This is a genomic window from Sphingobium sp. TomTYG65, from assembly GCF_055395525.1.
Map to the genome: position 1 here is coordinate 792,127 of NZ_AP027330.1, position 17,919 is coordinate 810,045.

The window sequence follows — 17,919 nt, forward strand, 5'->3', positions numbered from 1 at the left end:
CGCTAAGGCACCTCATCAGGCCGCAAGCGGCGCAGCTTCGGCGCAGTCTCCAATTGCGCGGCATCCTTGATGCCCATGCGCAAGTCCTCGCGGGTCTGGTGAATGGAGGCGATCACCGGCCCCATGGCAATGCCCAGATCAACCAGAGCCGTTTCCGCGAGTTGCAGCGAGCTTTCCAGCGTTTCCGGGACCGCATCGCTGGCTCCTGCCCGGTACAGCTGTGCAGCATGGTCGGTGTCGCGGGCACGGGCGATGATCGGGAGATCGGGCACCCACCCCCGCACGCGCTTGGTTACGCGAACGGACAGGACCGGGTCGTCCATGGTGAGGATCAGCGCGCGCGCATGGCCCAGACGCAGCTTGTCCAACATCTCCGTGCGGGACACGTCGCCAAAGAGGATGGGATAGCCGCCGCGCCGTCCTTCGGCGACGACGTCCGGATCGGATTCGACGACGGTGAACCGCTGATTGTGGACGCGTAGCAGGTCACACACCATGCGACCGACACGCCCGAAGCCGATGACGACAGCGGCTGCTTCCGTGCTTTCCTGCTGCGGTTCGGGCGCTTCTTCTCCGAGGGCCATCTCCAGCCTTCGCGCGATATCATGGCCGATGCGGGCCAGAACGGGCGTAATAGTGAGGCCGATCGCGGTGACGATCTGCCAAAAGGCGGCCGTGGAGGGCAAGATGAGTTTGGCCGCGGCTGCAGTCGAGAGGACGATCAGCGTTGTCTCCGACGGGCTGGCCATGAGTACGCCGACTTCGAGCGCAACGCCCTTCCGCGCTCCGGACAGATAGAGCAGGGCGGCCGTAACCAACGTTTTGGCGAGGACAACGCCCACGACCGCCAGCACAAGGCTGGGCCAGTTCGCCAGAATGACCCGTACATCGAGGCTCATGCCAACCGTGATGAGGAAGACGCCCAGGGCCAGGCCCTTGAATGGCGCCGTCATCACTTCAACTTCGCCGTGATATTCAGTTTCGGCGATGAGCAGGCCGGCCAGCAATGCCCCGACGATGGGCGACAAACCTGCGAGTGACGTAGCGATACTGGAAACGATCACGACGAGCAGGCTGGCCGCCAGAAAAACTTCGGGACTTTTTGTCCGCGCCGCCTGACTGAAGATGTGCGGGAGGAAGATGCGGCCGAGAACCAGCATGACCGCGATGGTGATCCCGCCCTTCAGCAGCGTTTGGGCCAACTCGCCCCAAGCACCGTCAGGACTGGACGCAACGGATGGTGCGAGGGCGCCGAGCATGAAGATGATAGGGACCAGCGCCAGGTCTTCGAACAGCAGCATCGCAAAAGCGGCTCGCCCGACGGCGCTCTGCGTACCCACCATAGGGAGCACGACAGCGGTTGAAGACAAGGCGAGTGCAAGGCCAAGCCCAATGGCTCCAGCGAGTGGCTGTCCAAGCAGGTATAAGCCAGAGGCAATGAGTGCTGCACCGCCGAGCAATTCTGTTGCGCCGACGCCGAAGACTTGCGCGCGCATGGTCCAGAGGCGACGGAAACTGAGTTCTAGGCCTATTGAGAACAGCAGCAATATGACGCCGAGTTCGGCGAATGGCTCTATCGCCTCTCTGTTCGAGATGGTGACATGATAAAGCCAGGGATATTCACTGACGAGCGCGCCCAATCCCGATGGGCCCACGGCGAGCCCGACGAGGATAAAGCCGATCACCGGACTAACACGGAAGCGCGCGAACCCAGGGATCACCAGTCCGGCCGCCCCCAGAATAACGAGGGAATCGCTGAAACTTTGTGGATTGATCGCGCCGGCCATGATTCATCATTGCGGGAAGCGCGAAGAATATCCACCCCGGCGGCGGAATAAGCCTGACTGTCTGGTGCGGACGGCGGGACTTGAACCCGCATTCCCAGGGGGAGGCGGATTTTAAGTCCGCTGCGTCTACCGATTTCGCCACGTCCGCGTGGCGCTTCCCCTGACGTTTCCGCGTGCGCAGGTCAAGATGCGCTGACGCTCATTGCGCCTTGCTATTCAGACGCTCCCGCATTTCCTTGCCCGGTTTGAAATAAGGAACCCGCTTTGCGGACACCGGCACCTGCTCCCCCGTGCGCGGATTTCGCCCCGTGCGCGCATCCCTGGCGCGCGTTGTGAAGGCGCCAAATCCGCGCAACTCCACTCTGCCGCCATTTGAAAGGCGGTCCACAATCTCTTTGAAGAAGAGGTCAACAATCCTTTCGACCTCTTGCAGGCCGAGGTCCGGATTTTCCTCCGCTAGAGTCTGTATCAATTCCGAGCGTATCATTGGTCCTCCAGCTCCCCCTTCTGGTTCCCACTTAATTCATAGTGAATCCCTTACCTCCTGACAATTATCCAATGTCGGTAGTTCTATTCTCATTTTGGGATTGAAAAAGCCCGCCGGAAGAACTTCCGGCGGGCTCTATTACTTTAGTTAGATATCGAAGGAGATTAGCCTTCGTTCTTCGCCTTGAGAGCTTCGCCCAAGATGTCGCCCAGCGATGCGCCGCTGTCGGACGAACCATATTGAGCAACAGCCTGCTTCTCTTCGGCGATCTGCATCGCCTTGACCGAGAAGGTCGGCTTCTTGGCGCGGTCGAAACCGGTAACCATGGCGTCGAACTTCTGGCCGACCTGGAAACGCTCCGGACGCTGTTCGTCGCGGTCGCGGCCAAGGTCGCTGCGCTTGATGAAGCCGGCAGCGCCGTCTTCGCCAGCCTGGACTTCCAGACCGCCGTCACGCACTTCCAGAACCGTCACGGTGACGATCGAGTTCTTGGCGAGGCCAGCAGCCGCAGCAGCGGTGCCGCCAGCGGCAGGGCCGCCACGCTCAAGCTGCTTCATGCCAAGGCTGATGCGCTCCTTCTCGACGTCGATGTCCAGAACGACGGCCTGAACCGTCTCGCCCTTGCGGTGCAGAGCCAGCGCGTCTTCGCCCGAAATGCCCCAGGCGATGTCCGACATGTGGACCATGCCGTCCACGTCGCCGTCCAGGCCGATGAACAGGCCGAATTCGGTCGCATTCTTGACTTCGCCCTCGACGGTCGAACCAATCGGGTGACGTTCGGCAAAGCTGTCCCAGGGGTTGTTCTGAGCCTGCTTGAGGCCGAGCGAGATACGGCGCTTCTCGGGATCGACTTCCAGGACGATAACGTCGACTTCCTGGCTGGTCGAAACGATCTTGCCGGGGTGGACGTTCTTCTTGGTCCAGGACATTTCCGAAACGTGGACGAGGCCTTCGATGCCCGGCTCCAGTTCGACAAACGCACCATATTCGGTGATGTTCGTGACGCGGCCCGACAGCTTCGCACCGACCGGATACTTGGCGGCGGCGCCTTCCCACGGATCGCTTTCCAGCTGCTTCATGCCAAGGCTGATGCGCTGGGTGTCGCGGTTGATGCGGATGATCTGAACGCGAACGGTGTCGCCGATGTTGATCATCTCGTTCGGGTGGTTGATGCGCTTGTAGCTGAGATCAGTGACGTGCAGCAGGCCATCGATGCCGCCAAGGTCAACGAACGCACCATAGTCGGTGATGTTCTTGACAACGCCCTCGATGATCTGACCTTCGGCCAGCGTCTGGATGAGGCCCGAGCGCTGTTCGGCGCGGGTTTCTTCCAGGATGGCGCGACGCGACACGACGATGTTGCCGCGGCGGCGATCCATTTTCAGGATCTGGAAGGGCTGCGGAATGTCCATCAGCGGGGTGACGTCGCGCACGGGGCGGATATCGACCTGCGAGCCGGGCAGGAACGCCACGGCGCCGTCGAGGTCGACGGTGAAGCCACCCTTGACGCGGCCGAAGATGACGCCTTCGACGCGGGCATTTTCGGTGAACTCGGATTCAAGCTTGTCCCACGCGGCTTCGCGGCGAGCGCGGTCGCGGGACAGCATGGCTTCGCCATGGGCGTTTTCGACGCGGTCGACATAGACTTCGACTTCGTCGCCGACCTTCAGGTCAGCCTTCTGGCCGGGCGCGGCGAATTCGCGCAGCGGCACGCGGCCTTCCGACTTCAGGCCGACGTCGATGAGCGCCATGTCGTTTTCGATGCCGGTAACGGTGCCCTTGACGACGCGGCCTTCGAAGCCGCCGTCCTCACCACCGAGAGATTCATTGAGAAGCGCGGCGAAATCGTCGCGCGAGGGGAATGCCGTAGAGGCCATGGTAGTTTCCTTCACTCGTCGTTGCTGGCCTACCGGTTGTGTCCGGTGGTCTTTCAGGCCCAACCGTCCGCAAGGCCGAATACCGTGCGAACATCCATGCGGCCACTATGAGAAACGCCCTTACGGAAAAGCGAAAAGGGCGCTCGGAAGTACCAAGCGCCGTCGCGATGTCAGCCTTTGCGCCGACCTTCCAATTGAGCGTCCACCATTGCAATGGCCTGCTGGACGGCGGCGTCTATAGTCAAATTGCTGGTGTCGAGCAAGTCCGCTCCATCGGCGACGCGAAGCGGTGCGTGGTCACGGCTCATATCTCGGGTGTCGCGAGCCTGAATGTCGGCGATCAAGCTGTCCATGTCGGGATGGCCGCCATGGCTGAGGGCGTCCTGATAACGGCGCTGGGCTCGGACATGGACGCTTGCCGTAACGAAGATTTTGGCATCGGCATCCGGAGCGATGACGGTGGCGATGTCACGGCCGTCGAGTATTGCACCGCCAGGCTGGTTCGCGAAGTCTCGCTGGCGTTTGACCAGTGCCTGCCGAACGCTTTGATGGATGGATACGCGGGAGGCGAGTGAACCGACCGCTTCGCTGCGCAGCGCAGGCTCGGTCAGGACGGCGTCCTTGAATGTACAAGCGGCCAGAGCATCTGCTTCATGATCGGGGTCACCGCCCGTCTTCAACACCGCGAGTCCCACAGCGCGGTACAGGAGGCCGGTGTCCAGCACAGGGAGGCCGTAGTGGCGACCCAGCGCCTTGGCGATGGTGCCTTTACCCGAGGCGGCGGGGCCATCGACGGCGATGATCATGATGCTTTGCCTTTCCGCAGCGCCTTCGCGAGACCGACGATTGCAATAAGGGCCCAAACAACTTCCAGCGCCATAGACGCAACATTGAAATGAACCGTCAGCGAGTAGATCAGGAGCAGTGCGCCGAGGAGGTTCAGCAAATTGAACAAGGTGAAATTCAGCCGATTCACCGTGTTGCTATAGCCGTAGGCGATGACCATCAGGCCGCTGCCGATCAAACCTATGATGCTGGCGATGTCGAAAGTCATGGTATCGCGCCTAGGGTCTGCAGAAGCGCAGTGAAGCCCGGGAAGCTCGTCGCAACGGGGCGCATGTCGTCAATGGTGACCCCAGTTCTCGAAATTAGGCCGGCGATTGCGAAACTCATGGCGATGCGGTGGTCGAGTTTGGTGGCGATCGGGCCACCGCCGCGGAGGAGAGCGCCTCCGCTGCCTTCGATGACGATGCCGTCTTCTAGTTCCTCCACCGTGACGCCGATGGTGCGAAGGCCGGCCGCCATGGTGGCGATGCGGTCAGATTCCTTGACCCGCAATTCTTCGAGGCCGCGGAAGGTGCTGCGGCCCTCCGCGAAGGCGGCCGCGATGAACGCCACCGGAAATTCATCGATCATGGACGGCGCGCGTGCTGGGTCGGGTTCGACCCCCTTCAGCCCTGAAGCCGAAACGACAAGATCGCCAACTGGCTCGCCGCCGACTTCGCGGGGGTTTTCGATGGCAATGTCGCCGCCCATTTCGCGAAGCAGATCAATCAGCCCAGCCCGGGTTGCATTTAGGCCAACATTGGCGATCGTCACCTTGGAGCCCGGCACCAGCAGCGCAGAAACCATGGGGAAGGCGGCGGAGGAGGGGTCGCCGGGGACGGTAATGGCCTGAGGGCGTAGTTCGGCCTCTCCCCTGAGCGTGATGATGCGCGTGCCGTCCGCCTCGACTTCGACATCGATGTCCGCGCCGAACCCCTTGAGCATCCGCTCGCTATGGTCCCGGGTTGGAACGGGTTCGACGACCCGGGTAATGCCGGGCGCGTTCAGACCTGCCAGCAGGATTGCCGACTTGACCTGCGCCGACGCGACCGGCAGCCGATAGTCCAAGGGGACAGCGGGGCATGCACCGCGCATTGTGAGTGGAAGCCTTTCGCCGGGGCTGGTGGTGAAGCTCGCGCCCATGCGGGAAAGCGGTTCGGTGACCCGCGCCATGGGGCGCTTGCTAAGCGAAGCATCGCCTACAAAGGTCGCCGTGATCGCATGGCTGGCAACCAGTCCCATCAATAGGCGCGTCGAGGTGCCGCTATTGCCCATGTCGAGCGCGCTTTGCGGCTGGAGCAGTCCGCCGACGCCGACGCCGCGAATGTGCCATATGCCGTCCTCATCCTTGCGGATGTCCGCGCCCATTGCTCGCATCGCCGCGGCGGTGGCAAGGACATCCTCGCCCTCCAGCAGGCCTTCGACACGGCTTTCGCCGATCGCGAGGGCAGAGAGCATCAGCGAGCGGTGCGAAATGCTTTTGTCGCCCGGCACGGTAATGGAGCCGGAAAGCGCCGGTGCGGCGACGAAGGTCATGGGATTGGGCTGGTCGGAAGAAGCGGTCACGGTCAATCCGTCTGCAAAACTTGAAAAAATGCGCCCGGCTTTTGACAGGGCGGTTTCGCTATGGCAAGGCGCCGTCTCTTCGCGGACGACCTTGTCGTGCCGCGTAATCTCTGTTTTGAGCACTCGCAAGAAGGACAAGGCCGGACATGGTCAAGGCTGAATGGGGCACGAAGCGTACCTGCCCAAAATGCGCCACGCGCTTCTACGACCTGGGCAAGGATGACCCGGTCACCTGCATCAACTGCGGCACCGCCTGGGAGCCTGAGCCGGTGCTGAAGTCCAAGCAGCCGCTGCCCTATGAGGAAGCGCCCAAGAAGGTGATCGAAACCGCTGACGGCGAGCTGGAGGCTGCTGATGACGATCTGGACCTGGATCTCGATGTCGATGACGATGGGGATTCGCCGGACAATGACGTTGATCTAGGCGGCGACGATGACCTGGGTGTCGATGCTGGCGGTAACGACGGCGACGAGGACAATTAAGTAATTTTCTTCTTGCCAAGGAGGGAGCTGCCACCTAATGGCAGCGACCTCCGAGGCGCCGGACCCAAACGGCGCCGACACTGGAAACGGGGCCTTAGCTCAGCTGGGAGAGCGCCTGCATGGCATGCAGGAGGTCAGCGGTTCGATCCCGCTAGGCTCCACCAGTTTTTCGGATAAGAGATGTCCAATGGACGTTTCCCCGAAAAACTCCCGAGCGGAATGAGGGTGTGATGAGGTCGAGATAACCTCATTAAACGCTCTTGGTTCAATGCGACGGACATCCAGATATTGGCCGACGGTTCTTATACCGGTCATGGCCTGATCCATTGGGATGCGGTATAATATCGCACAATGGGGCCTTAGCTCAGCTGGGAGAGCGCCTGCATGGCATGCAGGAGGTCAGCGGTTCGATCCCGCTAGGCTCCACCATTTTCTGACAACGATCCAATTGTTGGACCTCTTCCGTATAGACGCTGTGCGGAAGGCAGGGTCGCTTCGCTATTATCCACTCCGGCGCCGCTTGCCGTCGGCTAGGGTGTCAGGGCGTCATTGGGGTCTATAGCTCTGATAGGGTTTGATTCGGGGGAGACTGGTGAGGCGCTGGCACCCAGGGCCATGCCAATGGGTTCGGCAACTCCGATAGTGACTTCCTTGTCGACATAGACGTCGAATATTGTGCCGGCTGGCAACGTCACGTCTTTGCCGCGTATGAGAATGGCCAGCGGAAGAAATACGACTCCCGCACCGACTGAATTGAGCGTGCCCGACTTTCCTTCGATGTTGCGTTCCCCGCGCACTGCTATTTCCTGTTGACCGGCTCTCACCGTGCTGACGCGGATGTCGAGCTTTCCCGATCGGCCTAGCAGGCCATTGTCGCTTACCCCTACAACCTCGCCAGTGACCGGCGTTCCGGCAGCGACGGCAGTGACGCCTCCGATCGTGACAGGCTTGGCGACTGCCAAGTCCACTGATTGGCCCTTCTTCGCCGATTTTGAAGAGATATCCTGCTTAGTCTCCAAAGAAATGGAGAGTCCTTCAGGAAGGATGATTGATTGGGCCACTGCGGCATATGGTTCAAGCAGCCAAAGCGCCATCAGCGATGCAATTAGCCGTCTTGACCAAGGGGTGCGGAATGCGAGCGAAGTCATCGCAACATCCTCTCCGCCTGATTTTGTCCTCAAAGCGGCGATTGCGTGACGAGATTACGCCTCGCCTATCCAGGCGTCAATGAATGGCAGTAGCTAGGAAGCGGGCTGAACGAAGCTGTCCATCACCCGTTTGCGGCCTGCGGTTTCAAAGTCGATCTCCAACTTGTTGCCCTCGATCTCCGCTACCGTGCCATAGCCGAATTTCTGGTGAAAAATGCGCAGGCCCACCTTCATGTCATCCCGGCCCTTATTGCCGAGCGACACGGCCGACGTACGGGCTTCGACAATGCGGGCCGGCTCGCGGGTGAATTGACCGCTTTGCTGCGCCCGTTGCCAGCCCGGACCACGCCCGGAGCCCCGCTGCACATTCGCGAAGGGGTCGGCCCGTTCCGACCAGTTGGCGCGCCATAGCGAAGCGCCACCAGCCATGCTGCTTTCTTCTTCAACATGTTCGGGCGGCAGTTCGCCCACAAATCTTGAAGGGATGGAACTGGTCCATTGCCCATAAATCCGGCGGTTCGCGGCATGCAGGATGATGCACAGCTTCCGCGCGCGTGTGATTGCCACATAGGCGAGTCGGCGCTCTTCCTCCAAACTGTTGAGGCCGCCTTCGTCCAGTGCTCTCTGGGAAGGGAAAATGCCCTCTTCCCAGCCGGCAAGAAACACGGTGTCGAACTCCAGTCCCTTGGCGGCGTGGATGGTCATGATCGTGACCTTGCGCTCGTCGGCCTGCGCATCGTTGTCCATGACCAGCGACACATGCTCTAGGAACGCGCCAAGCGTCTCATATTCCTCCATGGCGCGGGTAAGTTCGTTGAGATTCTCTAGACGGCCGGCGCTTTCCGCCGTGCGCTCGGCCTGCAACATGGCCGTGTAGCCGCTTTCGTCCAGAATTTGCCGAGCGAGTTCGGCGTGAGGAAGCTGCGCGGCACGGTCGCGCCAGCGCGCCAGGTCGCCGATGAACGCGCCCAAGCTGCGGCGCGCCTGGGGCGTCATTTCGTCCGTGTCGAGAATGCGCGCGGCCGCGAGCGCGAGAGGAACGCCCTCCGCGCGTGCAAGGCGATGCAGCTTTTCGAGAGCCTTGTCGCCCAGGCCGCGTTTGGGGACATTGACAATCCTTTCGAAGGCCAGATCGTCTGCGGGTTGATTGACGAGCCGCAAATAAGCCAGGGCATCTCTGATTTCCGCGCGTTCGTAAAAGCGAAAGCCCCCGACGATCCGATAAGGCATGCCGATCTGGATAAAGCGGTCTTCGAACTCACGCGTCTGGTGCTGAGCCCTGACCAATATCGCGACCTCGTCGAGCGATTTGCCAGACCGCTCTATAGTTTCTATCTCGTCGCCAACGCGACGCGCTTCCTCCGGGCCATCCCATACGCCGATGATGCGAACCTTCTCGCCAACGTCGATGTCGGTCCAGAGAGTCTTGCCAAGCCGGTTGCCATTCTCCGCGATGACGCCGGAAGCAGCGCCCAGGATATGCGGCGTGGAACGGTAATTCTGTTCAAGCCGAACGATCTTTGCGCCCGGAAAGTCTTTTTCAAATCGCAGGATATTGGCGACTTCCGCGCCGCGCCAGGAGTAAATGGATTGATCGTCGTCGCCGACGCAGCAAATATTCTTGCGCTGCTGAGCGAGCAGACGGAGCCAGAGATATTGGCTGCTATTAGTATCCTGATATTCGTCCACCATCACGTAGCGGAAACGCTGCTGATAGCTTTCCAGCACATCGCGGTGACGCTTTAAAATCGTGAGGACATGGAGCAGGAGGTCGCCGAAATCACACGCGTTAACATCCCGCAGCCGCGCCTGATAGGCGGCATAGAGCTTTTGCCCACGCCCGTTCGCATAGGCCTCGCTCTCTCCCGCGCCGATCTCCTCGGGGGTCAATCCCTTATTCTTCCATTGGTCGATCAAGCCGCCGAGTTGCCGGGCGGGCCAGCGCTTTTCGTCAATGCCTTCAGTCTGGATCAATTGCTTCATCAGGCGAAGCTGGTCATCGGTATCCAGGATGGTAAAGTTGGATTGCAGGCCGACCAGCTCGGCGTGGCGGCGCAGCATCTTGGCGGCGATCGCGTGAAAGGTGCCGAGCCAAGGCATGCCTTCCACAGCCGGGCCAATCATTCGACCGACGCGCTCGCGCATCTCGCGCGCAGCCTTGTTGGTGAAGGTCACGGCCAGAATTTCCGATGGGTAAGCCCGGCGAGTGGCGATTAGATGGGCCAGGCGTGCCGTCAGCGCAGCAGTTTTGCCCGTGCCGGCACCGGCAAGCACGAGCACCGGCCCTTCGGTCGTAAGCACGGCCTCTCGCTGCGGAGCGTTGAGACCCTGAAGATAGGCTGGATCATCGGGCGAAGGGGCAGGCAGGGTCATGGCCAACAACTAGGAAGCGGGGGGCGAAGGAGCAAGAGCCATGCCCTTGCACGATAGTTGGTTCTATGAGAACAAAAGGCGAATCATGCAAGGAGAAAGGACATGGCGACAGGGCGGTGTCAGTGTGGAGCCATCCAGTTCGAAGTGCAGGGTGAACCAGTTTACAGCGCGCTCTGTCATTGCTCGGACTGCCGCAGGAGCGCAGGCGCACCGATGGTCGGATGGGCGCTCTTTCCCGAAGAGCAGGTCAAGGTGAGCGGCGAGCCGAGGGAATATCAGTCATCGGAAAATGTTACACGGCAGTTTTGCGCCACATGCGGAACGGGGCTCTTCTACCGTAACCCGGCTGCCTTTCCCGGCATGGTGGATATACAGACAGCCACGCTGGACGATCAGTCCGCCTTTCCTCCGGCTATTCATGTGCAATGGGCGGAAGCGGCTCCGTGGATGGGGAAGGTGCATGAGCACCCCCGATTTGATCGCTATCCAGAAAAATAAGTAGCCGTAAGTGGTCGCTTGGCGGCAGCTAAGCAACGGTTCGTCGACCATATCGGAACGCCTGCGTCACTGATCCGGTTCTTCACCATCTAAGAGGGGGTGATGAACAGGAAAGGACGACCCGATGAAATCCATCATGCTTGCAGGCGCCGCATTGTTGGCCTTTGGCGCAGGCGCTTCCGGGATTGCGCTCGCGCAGGGCGGCGCGGGTAGCGTGGGTCAGCCGCCCGCCACGGATACGATGCCGCCGGGAGAGCCTGCTGTTCCCGCGACCCCCGCTACGCCAGCGACCCCGGGTGGGATGGGTGAGTCCGCGACGCCCGCAACACCTGCTACGCCGGCCGATCCCAACGCGGGTCAGCCCACTGGTGCGGTTCCGCCGAGCACGGGCATGGCGCCTGCGCCCGCAGGCGTACCCACCGATCCGACTGCGCCTGTCGGGAGTTCGGCTAATCCAGTTACGGTCGGAGGCAATATGACCCCGCCGCCAGCTGGCGGTAAGGACTATCCGTTGTGCAGCAGGACGGTGCAGGACAGCTGCATCAATCCGGGCGAAGCGCCTCGGTCGAAGCGGGCTGCGCGCAGGCATCGCTAGAGGATGAGGGGAGGCTGGGCAGCGCGGCGATAAGCGCCGCAAGCCCAGCCTTGTCCCGCGCTGCATCGGCCAAGCTGTGTTGGTCGAGGACGGCGAGGAAGGCGGCGGTTGCCGCCTTCAATATGCCGGAAAGACCACATGCGGAACGGAGGGCGCAGCCGCCGCAGTCGGCGAGATTCATGTCGGTTTCCGTATGGCGGATCACGTCGCCCAGCATGATCCCCTCAGGCGAGCGGGCGAGGGTGAAGCCGCCGCCGCGTCCGCGCTGGGTTGCGATAAAATCGCCTTGGCCCAGATGATGGACGACTTTCATCAGATGATTGCGCGATAGGCCGTAGCTGTCGGCGATCTCTGCGATGGTCGCGCGGCCGGTGGGCGACACCGCCAAATGGATGAGGACGCGCAGGGCGTAGTCGGTGTGGCGGGTCAATTGCATGAAGGAATGCGTTAAAAGAACGACGTTCCAGGATCAAACATGTATCGTATTTACATGTTAAAACATGCAACGTAAATGCACCTTTGTTGAGTCTCCAGCCAAAGGGGTGCATTTATGAGCCAGCTCACCGCTGAAACCATCGCGATCGTCAAGGCAACTGCTCCGGCGCTGCGTAGCCATGGCGTGGAGATCACCACCGCCATGTACAAGCGGCTTTTCCAGGACCCGTCGATCAAGGACATGTTCGATCAAGCCGCGCAGGCAAGCGGCGAGCAGCCCAAGCGGCTGGCTGTGGCGATCCTGGGTTATGCGGAGAATATCGACAAGTTGCAGGCGCTGGAGGGCGCGGTGGCGCGGATGGTGCAGCGGCATGTCGAGACGGGCGTCAAAGCGGAGCATTATCCCAAGGTCGCGGAGGCGCTGCTGCCCGCGATACGCGACGTACTGGGCGAAGGGGTCGCAACGGACGCGGTTCTAAATGCCTGGGGCAAAGCCTATTGGTTCCTGGCCGAGATTTTGATCGGCAAGGAGGTGCAGGCCTACGAGGATGCTGAGGCTGCTTGAATGACGAGCGGGCGTTTGGGGCGTCCCCCTCTCCCCAACCCTCTCCCCTGAAGGGGAGAGCGGATCAGGTTTGCGCCCTCAGCAACGTCAGGCGTGCTTTTCCGACGTCTCGGGTGGCGTCGATGGCGAAGCCCTTGACTTCCACATCTTCGCGGCGGTCGGTTTCTATGCTGATCCAGGTCGCGGCGCTGGTCCAGCCAAGGCGGCTGAGCTTGTCGAGAGCCACGGCGCCTGCGCCGCTATTATAGGGCGGGTCCATGAAGATGAGGTCGAGCGGCTTTGGCGCTGGGCCCAGCGAGAGAACGCTACTCTGGCGGATGTCGGGGCGTAGGCCCAGCTTGTCGCCATTAACGCGGATCGCGTCCAGCGCGGCGCGGTCCTGTTCGACGAAGAGGCAGCTTGCCGCGCCGCGGGACAAGGCTTCGAACCCCAGCGCTCCTGAACCGGCGAAAAAGTCGCCGACGCTAAGCCCTTCGAAGGAGCCGATGCGGCTTAGCAGCATGGAAAAAAGGGTTTCGCGCGTGCGATCGGCGGTGGGGCGGGTGGTGTCGCCTTTGGGAGCTACTAGCGGGCGGCCTCGCCATTGGCCTGCGATTATTCTCATTCTTGGCGTCCGTGTAGAAGGAGAGCGCCCTTCGACAAGCTCAGGGCGAACGGAGGTTGGGGGACTTTAGGATTTTGTCTTCAAACTCTTGCGGAAGACGATCAGGTCATGCTGGCGCACTTCCTCGATCGCGCCGGAGGCGAGTTCGCCCAGGTGGAACGGGCCGTAGCTGGTGCGGATCAGGCGGTTTACCTGAAGGCCAAGATGCTCAAGGACGCGACGTACTTCCCGGTTCTTCCCTTCGGTCAGCGTCATTTCGATCCACTGGTTACGGCCGGTGCGGCGTTCCAGATTGGCCTCGATCTGGCCGTAGCGGATGCCGTCAATCTCTATGCCCATGAATAGATCTTCGAGCTGGGCCTGGCTGACTTCACCGAAGGCGCGCGCCCGGTAAGTGCGGGGAACGCCGGTGGCAGGCAATTCCATCTGGCGCTTGAACTCGCCGTCCGTGGTGAGAAGCAGCAATCCTTCTGTTGTCATGTCGAGACGGCCGATCGGTATGACGCGCGGCAGGTCTGCCGGTAGCCGGTCATAGATGGTGGGACGTCCGCGTGGGTCGCGCTCCGCCGTCAGATAACCCGATGGCTTATGGAAGAGAAACAGCCGTGTAGGCGCAGGCTGCGCTACGGGATTGCCATCGACGGCGATTCCATTGAGCGAAGTCAGCAAGGTGGCGGGTGTTGTGATCGCTTCGCCGTTCAAGGTGATCCGGCCATCCTCGATCATCCGCTCAATCTCGCGGCGGGAGGCCACGCCCGCGCGGGCGAGGAGCTTGGCGATGCGTTGCGGCTCGTTCTTGCCGCTGGCGACGGCAGCTGCGCGTGCAGGATGAGGATTGGCAGGCTTGGCCGGAGCCGCTTTCGCCTTGCGGAATGGCGGGCGAGCGGAGCGCGTGCCGTTGGCGGGCTTTCCATCTGCAGGACGCCGGGGACCGCCAGGTCCTGCCCGGCGGGGCGGTCCAGATTTTTTCGGCGGCTCCACGCAGCGGTTCCTTTTAACGAAGCAAGGGCATTCCCATATCAGGAAAGCCGTGAAAATGACGAATAGTGCCGTCCCGTCGCCCGTGCGAAGGTGAGGGCCGCAACTCCCAGCAGGCGCTGCGCGTTTGATCGGCTGCATGGCGTAATTGGGGCGGATCGGCAAATGTTTTTCGGGCTAGTCAAAGGGGACTCGAAGCTGGGGCTGCGGGACAAGGCGATCCATAGCGTGCTGGTTGTCGAGGATGAGCCGCTGATAGCCTTCGACAATGAACATGTGCTCGAGCAGGCGGGCTATCGCGTCGCCGCGACGGTCGAGGACTATGACCATGCCGTCAGCGTCATTGAGGAGGATGAGGTCGATCTGGTGATCGCCGACATCACGCTGCATGGAGACAAGACCGGGATCGATGTGGCGCGGCATGCGCATGGAAAGGGCCTGGCGGTGCTGTTCGTTACCGGGGCTTGCCCGGTTGACGCGCATGAGATGGCTGTGGGTTGCCTGGCGAAGCCTTATCTGCCGCGTGATTTGTTGGGAGCGATTTCGGTGATCGAGGCGCTGATGCGCGGGGATGAGCCGGGGCGGGTGCCGCAGAGATTGCGGTTGTTTTCGTGACACAGGTTGCGGGCTGATAGGGGGCGAGGGACATCATCATCCCTTGATCTGATTTCCGCCTGCCTCTGAGGCAGAAAGCAGGTTGGCACGGGCTTGTTCCAAAACATCTGTCGTGAGTTCGTGTTGGCCGACTACAATCCCGGCGGAGGCCGTCACGACGCCTACCCATTCTCCTGTGTCGCGCAACCTTAAACGCCGTTGCGACATGGCAAGCAGCGCCTCTTCAGCGATCACGCGCGCTTGCATGATGGCGGTGTCTTTCAGGATGGTGATGAACTGGTTTCCAGACCATCGGACCAGCTCCTGTTCCTGAAAATGCTCCCGCAGTGTGGATGCAAGAGCATTGATTATGTTATCTCCGACCGAACGCCCATATTTTTCGTTAAGTTCTTCTATGTCATCAAGTCCAAACATGATGATAACGTAGCTTCGTCCATCGGTGGTCAACTTCCGCAAAAGATCCTGAGACCCATCCCTGTCTAGAGATTTTGTCAGGGCGTCACGACTATTGCTTTTTGGATAAGATTCTGTTCCATCAACGCGTGCCTGCAGCTCTGCCAAGTTATTGCGCAACTCTGCGAGTTCCCGCTCTGCCTCCGACAGGCGCGTCACAAAATCACTTGATGCACTCGGCCATTCACCCGCTTGAGTGACGACATTCGCCACATCCCGCTCCAAGCCGCTGGTCACCTGATGAGCCTCGGAAGTTAGAACCCCTAACTGTTCCGTCTGCTGGGCGATCACTTTCTCACGCGCGCCAAGAGCCAACTTACTTTTTGATAGAAAGCGCTTGATGAGAGTATTGGCCTCTTTGTGGCTCAATCGAACGCCACCATCGGTTTGCGTATCGATCTCCCGGGACAATTCGGGCAATGATCTCGTAACATATGTTAGTGCTAGGTCATAGTTAACGGCAGTTGGTTCGAGTTGCTGTAATTCGAGAAAATCGAGGGATTTCCTAGCTTGTTCAAATGTTATTTCCACGACCGCCACAAGGTTTTCATTGTTTCAATGCTGCTTCATAGGAGTAAGCTGTAATACTGTCAAAGCTACCTGTCGGACCCTAAGGTTCCGGAGCCCTCATTCCGCTTGCCGCCCATTTCCGTCATCCAGGCGAAAGCCGGGGATCTGGTGCAAGCTGCGTCTGGGAAATAGATGCCGGCTTTCGCTGGCGTGATGGAAGTGAGAGCGGGGTGCTCGCTAGGTGGGCAGAACCGATCCGCGTCTTCCGCTTGTTTCTCCGGCGTTTGGCCATATGGTGACGCCTTGATAAGCATATTCGGGGGCGCACGCTTTCATGACAGACATTGCGATGGGCACCAGAAGCTGGCTGGATGCGGTGAAGCCCTATGTCGAGAAGGCGCCGCTCGCCGCGCTGTTCCTGGGAATCTCGTCGGGCTTTCCATTTGCGATGATCGGGGCGAACCTGTCATCCCGCTTGGCGCAGGATGGGATCGACAAGAAGAGCGTGACGGCATTCAGCCTGGTGCTGCTGGCCTATAATCTGAAATGGCTGTGGGCGTGGGTGATCGAAGGGGTGAAGCTGCCCCTGCTCCATCGCATGGGACAGCGCGTGTCTTGGATGCTGCTGGCCGGGGTGCTGGTGATGGCGGCGGTCGCCAATTTGGCGCTGGTCGATCCGGCGGCGGACCTGATGGCGACGGTGCGCGCGGCCATCCTGCTGGGCATTGCAGGCGCGACTTTCGACATCATCATCGATGGCTATCGGATCGAGATATTGCGGCCGGAGCAATTGGGGATCGGTGCGGGCATGTCGCAATATGGCTGGCGGATCGGCGCGGCGGCGGCAGGTGCGCTGGGGTTGGTCGTGGCGCAATATTGGAATTGGACGACAGCCTATCTGGTCTGTGCCTTCTTTGCGCTGCCGGCCATGCTGGCGGCGGTAATCGTGGGTGAGCCCGAGCGCCATCGGGAAATTGCGGCGCGCAAGGCTGGCGGCGAACTGGTGCAGGCGATTATCGGACCCTTCATCGACTTCTTCCAGCGCAAGGGCGCGTTGCTCGTGCTGCTGTTCATCGTCGTGCACAAGATTGGCGACACGCTGGCTAACCTGACATTCCGCCTGTTGTTCAACGATCTGGGCTACAGCAATCAGGAGATTGCGCTTTACGATGTGGGCGTGGGTTTTTGGGCGTTGCTTGCGGGGATTTTCGTGGGTGGCGTGCTATATGCGCGTTTGGGGCTGAAGCGGTCTGTGCTGATCAGTCTGGTGCTGATGGCGGTGTCCAACTTCAGCTTCGCCGCGCTGGCGGCTGCGGGGAAAAGCAACATCGGCATGGCGGGCGCGATCGGCTTTGAAAATTTCGCGAGCGGGATCGGCGGGGTGGCCGTGGTCGCCTATTTTTCGGCCCTGTGCGACCTGCGCTTTACCGCCGCGCAATATGCGATGATTTCGGCAGCGGCGAGTATCGTCGGGCGATTCCTGACCGGGACGACGGCGGGGGCGCTGATCGAGCGGTTCGGCTATGTCGATTTCTACTTGTTGACCACCGTGCTGGCGCTGCCGGGCATCATCCTCTTCTGGCTGATGATGCGCAGCGGGCTCGTTGACTCAAGCGTCGGCAGCGCCGCGACGGATGAGGGTGATCAGGCCCCGGCATAGAGGTCGAGCGGACGACCCAGATCGCTGTGAGCCTGCGACACGGCCTGAAGGCAGGTGAGCGCGCCTAGCGCGTCATCCGTGCCGAGCAGGGAGCAGAGCTGTTCGTAGGCGTCATGGGGATCGTTGAGCGCGATGCCGATGGATTGCATGAGCAGAGCTTCGTCAGCCGTCATGCGGGCGCAGCAGCACGGCGCGACCAATATCTTTCGAGTGGCGCAGCGAGCGAGTTCCAGCATCATGGCGCGCATCAGCACAAGCGGGCGGCGGTAGCTGCGGCCGAGGGCGCCGATCATGGCATTGGCGGCATGTGCGTCGTCCACGCCTGCGCTGGCCATGCGGCGCATGACATAGAGGAAGAGCCGATTGCCATAGCCGCCGGGAAGCGGCCGGGACAGATCGATGGGGCTGGTCTCTCCATAGGCCATGGGCGTGCACCTTTTATCCGTTGCGTTACGGACATC

General features: G+C 60.9%; 19 protein-coding genes and 3 tRNA genes. 8 read left to right on the forward strand and 14 right to left on the reverse strand.

Annotated elements, in window-relative coordinates; translation table 11 throughout:
- Positions 1 to 2: 2 nt before the first annotated feature.
- The 7 genes from ACZ5Y5_RS03975 to aroA form a co-directional block, all read right to left on the reverse strand.
- Entirely contained in the window at positions 3 to 1,787 is a 1,785-nt protein-coding gene (locus ACZ5Y5_RS03975) for a cation:proton antiporter domain-containing protein (protein ID WP_464809897.1), read from the reverse strand.
- Between the two features lie 62 nt (positions 1,788 to 1,849).
- Positions 1,850 to 1,935: transfer RNA gene (locus ACZ5Y5_RS03980), tRNA-Leu, on the reverse strand.
- Positions 1,936 to 1,986: 51 nt separating this feature from the next.
- Positions 1,987 to 2,274 (reverse strand): integration host factor subunit beta, encoded by a 288-nt coding sequence (locus ACZ5Y5_RS03985; RefSeq protein WP_464809898.1) that lies wholly within the window; start codon positions 2,272 to 2,274, stop codon positions 1,987 to 1,989.
- A 164-nt stretch (positions 2,275 to 2,438) separates the two neighbouring features.
- On the reverse strand, positions 2,439 to 4,151 hold the full coding sequence (rpsA, locus tag ACZ5Y5_RS03990; protein ID WP_464809899.1) for a 30S ribosomal protein S1: 1,713 nt from the start codon (positions 4,149 to 4,151) through the stop codon (positions 2,439 to 2,441).
- 170 nt (positions 4,152 to 4,321) lie between these two features.
- Positions 4,322 to 4,957, reverse strand: a complete 636-nt coding sequence (cmk, locus tag ACZ5Y5_RS03995) for a (d)CMP kinase (protein ID WP_464809900.1) — start codon at positions 4,955 to 4,957, stop codon at positions 4,322 to 4,324.
- Positions 4,954 to 5,205, reverse strand: a complete 252-nt coding sequence (locus ACZ5Y5_RS04000; RefSeq protein WP_464809901.1) for a CBU_0592 family membrane protein — start codon at positions 5,203 to 5,205, stop codon at positions 4,954 to 4,956. Before ACZ5Y5_RS04000 ends, cmk begins: the two co-directional genes overlap by 4 nt.
- The gene (aroA, locus tag ACZ5Y5_RS04005) at positions 5,202 to 6,542 is read right to left on the reverse strand and encodes a 3-phosphoshikimate 1-carboxyvinyltransferase (RefSeq protein WP_464809902.1); all 1,341 of its coding nucleotides are present in this window, start codon (positions 6,540 to 6,542) and stop codon (positions 5,202 to 5,204) included. Before aroA ends, ACZ5Y5_RS04000 begins: the two co-directional genes overlap by 4 nt.
- 146 nt (positions 6,543 to 6,688) lie before the next feature.
- Between aroA and ACZ5Y5_RS04010 the strand changes: the two genes are divergently transcribed.
- The 3 genes from ACZ5Y5_RS04010 to ACZ5Y5_RS04020 all read left to right on the forward strand — a co-directional run bounded on the left by ACZ5Y5_RS04010 (position 6,689) and on the right by ACZ5Y5_RS04020 (position 7,453).
- Positions 6,689 to 7,024 (forward strand): TIGR02300 family protein, encoded by a 336-nt coding sequence (locus ACZ5Y5_RS04010; protein WP_464809903.1) that lies wholly within the window; start codon positions 6,689 to 6,691, stop codon positions 7,022 to 7,024.
- Between the two features lie 88 nt (positions 7,025 to 7,112).
- A tRNA-Ala gene (locus tag ACZ5Y5_RS04015) sits at positions 7,113 to 7,188 on the forward strand.
- Positions 7,189 to 7,377: 189 nt separating this feature from the next.
- Positions 7,378 to 7,453 (forward strand) — tRNA-Ala (locus ACZ5Y5_RS04020).
- A gap of 101 nt (positions 7,454 to 7,554) precedes the next feature.
- On the opposite strand, the gene ACZ5Y5_RS04025 is transcribed toward ACZ5Y5_RS04020, so the two are convergent.
- Together ACZ5Y5_RS04025 and ACZ5Y5_RS04030 are read right to left on the reverse strand one after the other, a co-directional pair.
- A complete protein-coding gene (locus ACZ5Y5_RS04025; protein ID WP_464809904.1) occupies positions 7,555 to 8,172 on the reverse strand; it encodes a hypothetical protein in 618 nt (205 codons plus the stop codon).
- Between the two features lie 93 nt (positions 8,173 to 8,265).
- Positions 8,266 to 10,545 (reverse strand): ATP-dependent helicase, encoded by a 2,280-nt coding sequence (locus tag ACZ5Y5_RS04030; RefSeq protein WP_464809905.1) that lies wholly within the window; start codon positions 10,543 to 10,545, stop codon positions 8,266 to 8,268.
- Between the two features lie 102 nt (positions 10,546 to 10,647).
- Here ACZ5Y5_RS04030 and ACZ5Y5_RS04035 point away from each other — a divergent pair, with 102 nt between their 5' ends.
- Positions 10,648 to 11,043, forward strand: coding sequence for a GFA family protein (locus ACZ5Y5_RS04035; protein ID WP_464809906.1), 396 nt, complete (start codon positions 10,648 to 10,650; stop codon positions 11,041 to 11,043).
- A gap of 124 nt (positions 11,044 to 11,167) precedes the next feature.
- Positions 11,168 to 11,638 carry a Fe-S oxidoreductase gene (locus ACZ5Y5_RS04040; protein WP_464809907.1) on the forward strand — a complete coding sequence of 157 codons (471 nt, stop codon included), beginning with the start codon at positions 11,168 to 11,170 and terminating at the stop codon, positions 11,636 to 11,638.
- Here the strand turns inward: ACZ5Y5_RS04040 and ACZ5Y5_RS04045 are convergent.
- Complete coding sequence (locus ACZ5Y5_RS04045) at positions 11,586 to 12,074, reverse strand: RrF2 family transcriptional regulator (RefSeq protein ID WP_464809908.1); 489 nt, start codon at positions 12,072 to 12,074, stop codon at positions 11,586 to 11,588. The two genes, ACZ5Y5_RS04040 and ACZ5Y5_RS04045, sit on opposite strands and share 53 nt — an antisense overlap.
- 114 nt (positions 12,075 to 12,188) lie before the next feature.
- On the opposite strand from ACZ5Y5_RS04045, the gene ACZ5Y5_RS04050 reads away from it, so the two are divergent.
- Positions 12,189 to 12,638, forward strand: a complete 450-nt coding sequence (locus tag ACZ5Y5_RS04050; protein ID WP_464809909.1) for a globin domain-containing protein — start codon at positions 12,189 to 12,191, stop codon at positions 12,636 to 12,638.
- 64 nt (positions 12,639 to 12,702) lie between these two features.
- Here the strand turns inward: ACZ5Y5_RS04050 and rsmD are convergent, their stop codons facing one another.
- Together rsmD and ACZ5Y5_RS04060 are read right to left on the reverse strand one after the other, a co-directional pair.
- Complete coding sequence (gene rsmD / locus ACZ5Y5_RS04055; protein WP_464809910.1) at positions 12,703 to 13,242, reverse strand: 16S rRNA (guanine(966)-N(2))-methyltransferase RsmD; 540 nt, start codon at positions 13,240 to 13,242, stop codon at positions 12,703 to 12,705.
- Positions 13,243 to 13,308: 66 nt separating this feature from the next.
- Complete coding sequence (locus ACZ5Y5_RS04060) at positions 13,309 to 14,223, reverse strand: pseudouridine synthase (protein ID WP_464809911.1); 915 nt, start codon at positions 14,221 to 14,223, stop codon at positions 13,309 to 13,311.
- Positions 14,224 to 14,385: 162 nt separating this feature from the next.
- Here ACZ5Y5_RS04060 and ACZ5Y5_RS04065 point away from each other — a divergent pair, with 162 nt between their 5' ends.
- Positions 14,386 to 14,835 (forward strand): response regulator, encoded by a 450-nt coding sequence (locus tag ACZ5Y5_RS04065; RefSeq protein WP_464809912.1) that lies wholly within the window; start codon positions 14,386 to 14,388, stop codon positions 14,833 to 14,835.
- Positions 14,836 to 14,871: 36 nt separating this feature from the next.
- Here the strand turns inward: ACZ5Y5_RS04065 and ACZ5Y5_RS04070 are convergent, their stop codons facing one another.
- Positions 14,872 to 15,819 carry a GGDEF domain-containing protein gene (locus tag ACZ5Y5_RS04070; RefSeq protein WP_464809913.1) on the reverse strand — a complete coding sequence of 316 codons (948 nt, stop codon included), beginning with the start codon at positions 15,817 to 15,819 and terminating at the stop codon, positions 14,872 to 14,874.
- 313 nt (positions 15,820 to 16,132) lie between these two features.
- Between ACZ5Y5_RS04070 and ACZ5Y5_RS04075 the strand changes: the two genes are divergently transcribed.
- Positions 16,133 to 17,458, forward strand: a complete 1,326-nt coding sequence (locus tag ACZ5Y5_RS04075; protein ID WP_464809914.1) for an AmpG family muropeptide MFS transporter — start codon at positions 16,133 to 16,135, stop codon at positions 17,456 to 17,458.
- Here ACZ5Y5_RS04075 and ACZ5Y5_RS04080 read toward each other — a convergent pair.
- On the reverse strand, positions 17,443 to 17,883 hold the full coding sequence (locus ACZ5Y5_RS04080) for a DUF6628 family protein (RefSeq protein WP_464809915.1): 441 nt from the start codon (positions 17,881 to 17,883) through the stop codon (positions 17,443 to 17,445). The two genes, ACZ5Y5_RS04075 and ACZ5Y5_RS04080, sit on opposite strands and share 16 nt — an antisense overlap.
- Between the last annotated feature and the right edge of the window lie 36 nt (positions 17,884 to 17,919).

Bases quoted from the DNA above. Each gene is read 5' to 3' on its own strand.
- ACZ5Y5_RS03975 (WP_464809897.1), bottom strand. From the start codon at position 1,787: ATGGCCGGCGCGATCAATCCACAAAGTTTCAGCGATTCCCTCGTTATT.
- ACZ5Y5_RS03985 (WP_464809898.1), bottom strand. From the start codon at position 2,274: ATGATACGCTCGGAATTGATACAGACTCTAGCGGAGGAAAATCCGGAC.
- rpsA (WP_464809899.1), bottom strand. From the start codon at position 4,151: ATGGCCTCTACGGCATTCCCCTCGCGCGACGATTTCGCCGCGCTTCTC.
- cmk (WP_464809900.1), bottom strand. From the start codon at position 4,957: ATGATCATCGCCGTCGATGGCCCCGCCGCCTCGGGTAAAGGCACCATC.
- ACZ5Y5_RS04000 (WP_464809901.1), bottom strand. From the start codon at position 5,205: ATGACTTTCGACATCGCCAGCATCATAGGTTTGATCGGCAGCGGCCTG.
- ACZ5Y5_RS04010 (WP_464809903.1), top strand. From the start codon at position 6,689: ATGGTCAAGGCTGAATGGGGCACGAAGCGTACCTGCCCAAAATGCGCC.
- ACZ5Y5_RS04025 (WP_464809904.1), bottom strand. From the start codon at position 8,172: ATGACTTCGCTCGCATTCCGCACCCCTTGGTCAAGACGGCTAATTGCA.
- ACZ5Y5_RS04030 (WP_464809905.1), bottom strand. From the start codon at position 10,545: ATGACCCTGCCTGCCCCTTCGCCCGATGATCCAGCCTATCTTCAGGGT.
- ACZ5Y5_RS04035 (WP_464809906.1), top strand. From the start codon at position 10,648: ATGGCGACAGGGCGGTGTCAGTGTGGAGCCATCCAGTTCGAAGTGCAG.
- ACZ5Y5_RS04040 (WP_464809907.1), top strand. From the start codon at position 11,168: ATGAAATCCATCATGCTTGCAGGCGCCGCATTGTTGGCCTTTGGCGCA.
- ACZ5Y5_RS04045 (WP_464809908.1), bottom strand. From the start codon at position 12,074: ATGCAATTGACCCGCCACACCGACTACGCCCTGCGCGTCCTCATCCAT.
- ACZ5Y5_RS04050 (WP_464809909.1), top strand. From the start codon at position 12,189: ATGAGCCAGCTCACCGCTGAAACCATCGCGATCGTCAAGGCAACTGCT.
- rsmD (WP_464809910.1), bottom strand. From the start codon at position 13,242: ATGAGAATAATCGCAGGCCAATGGCGAGGCCGCCCGCTAGTAGCTCCC.
- ACZ5Y5_RS04065 (WP_464809912.1), top strand. From the start codon at position 14,386: ATGTTTTTCGGGCTAGTCAAAGGGGACTCGAAGCTGGGGCTGCGGGAC.
- ACZ5Y5_RS04075 (WP_464809914.1), top strand. From the start codon at position 16,133: ATGACAGACATTGCGATGGGCACCAGAAGCTGGCTGGATGCGGTGAAG.
- ACZ5Y5_RS04080 (WP_464809915.1), bottom strand. From the start codon at position 17,883: ATGGCCTATGGAGAGACCAGCCCCATCGATCTGTCCCGGCCGCTTCCC.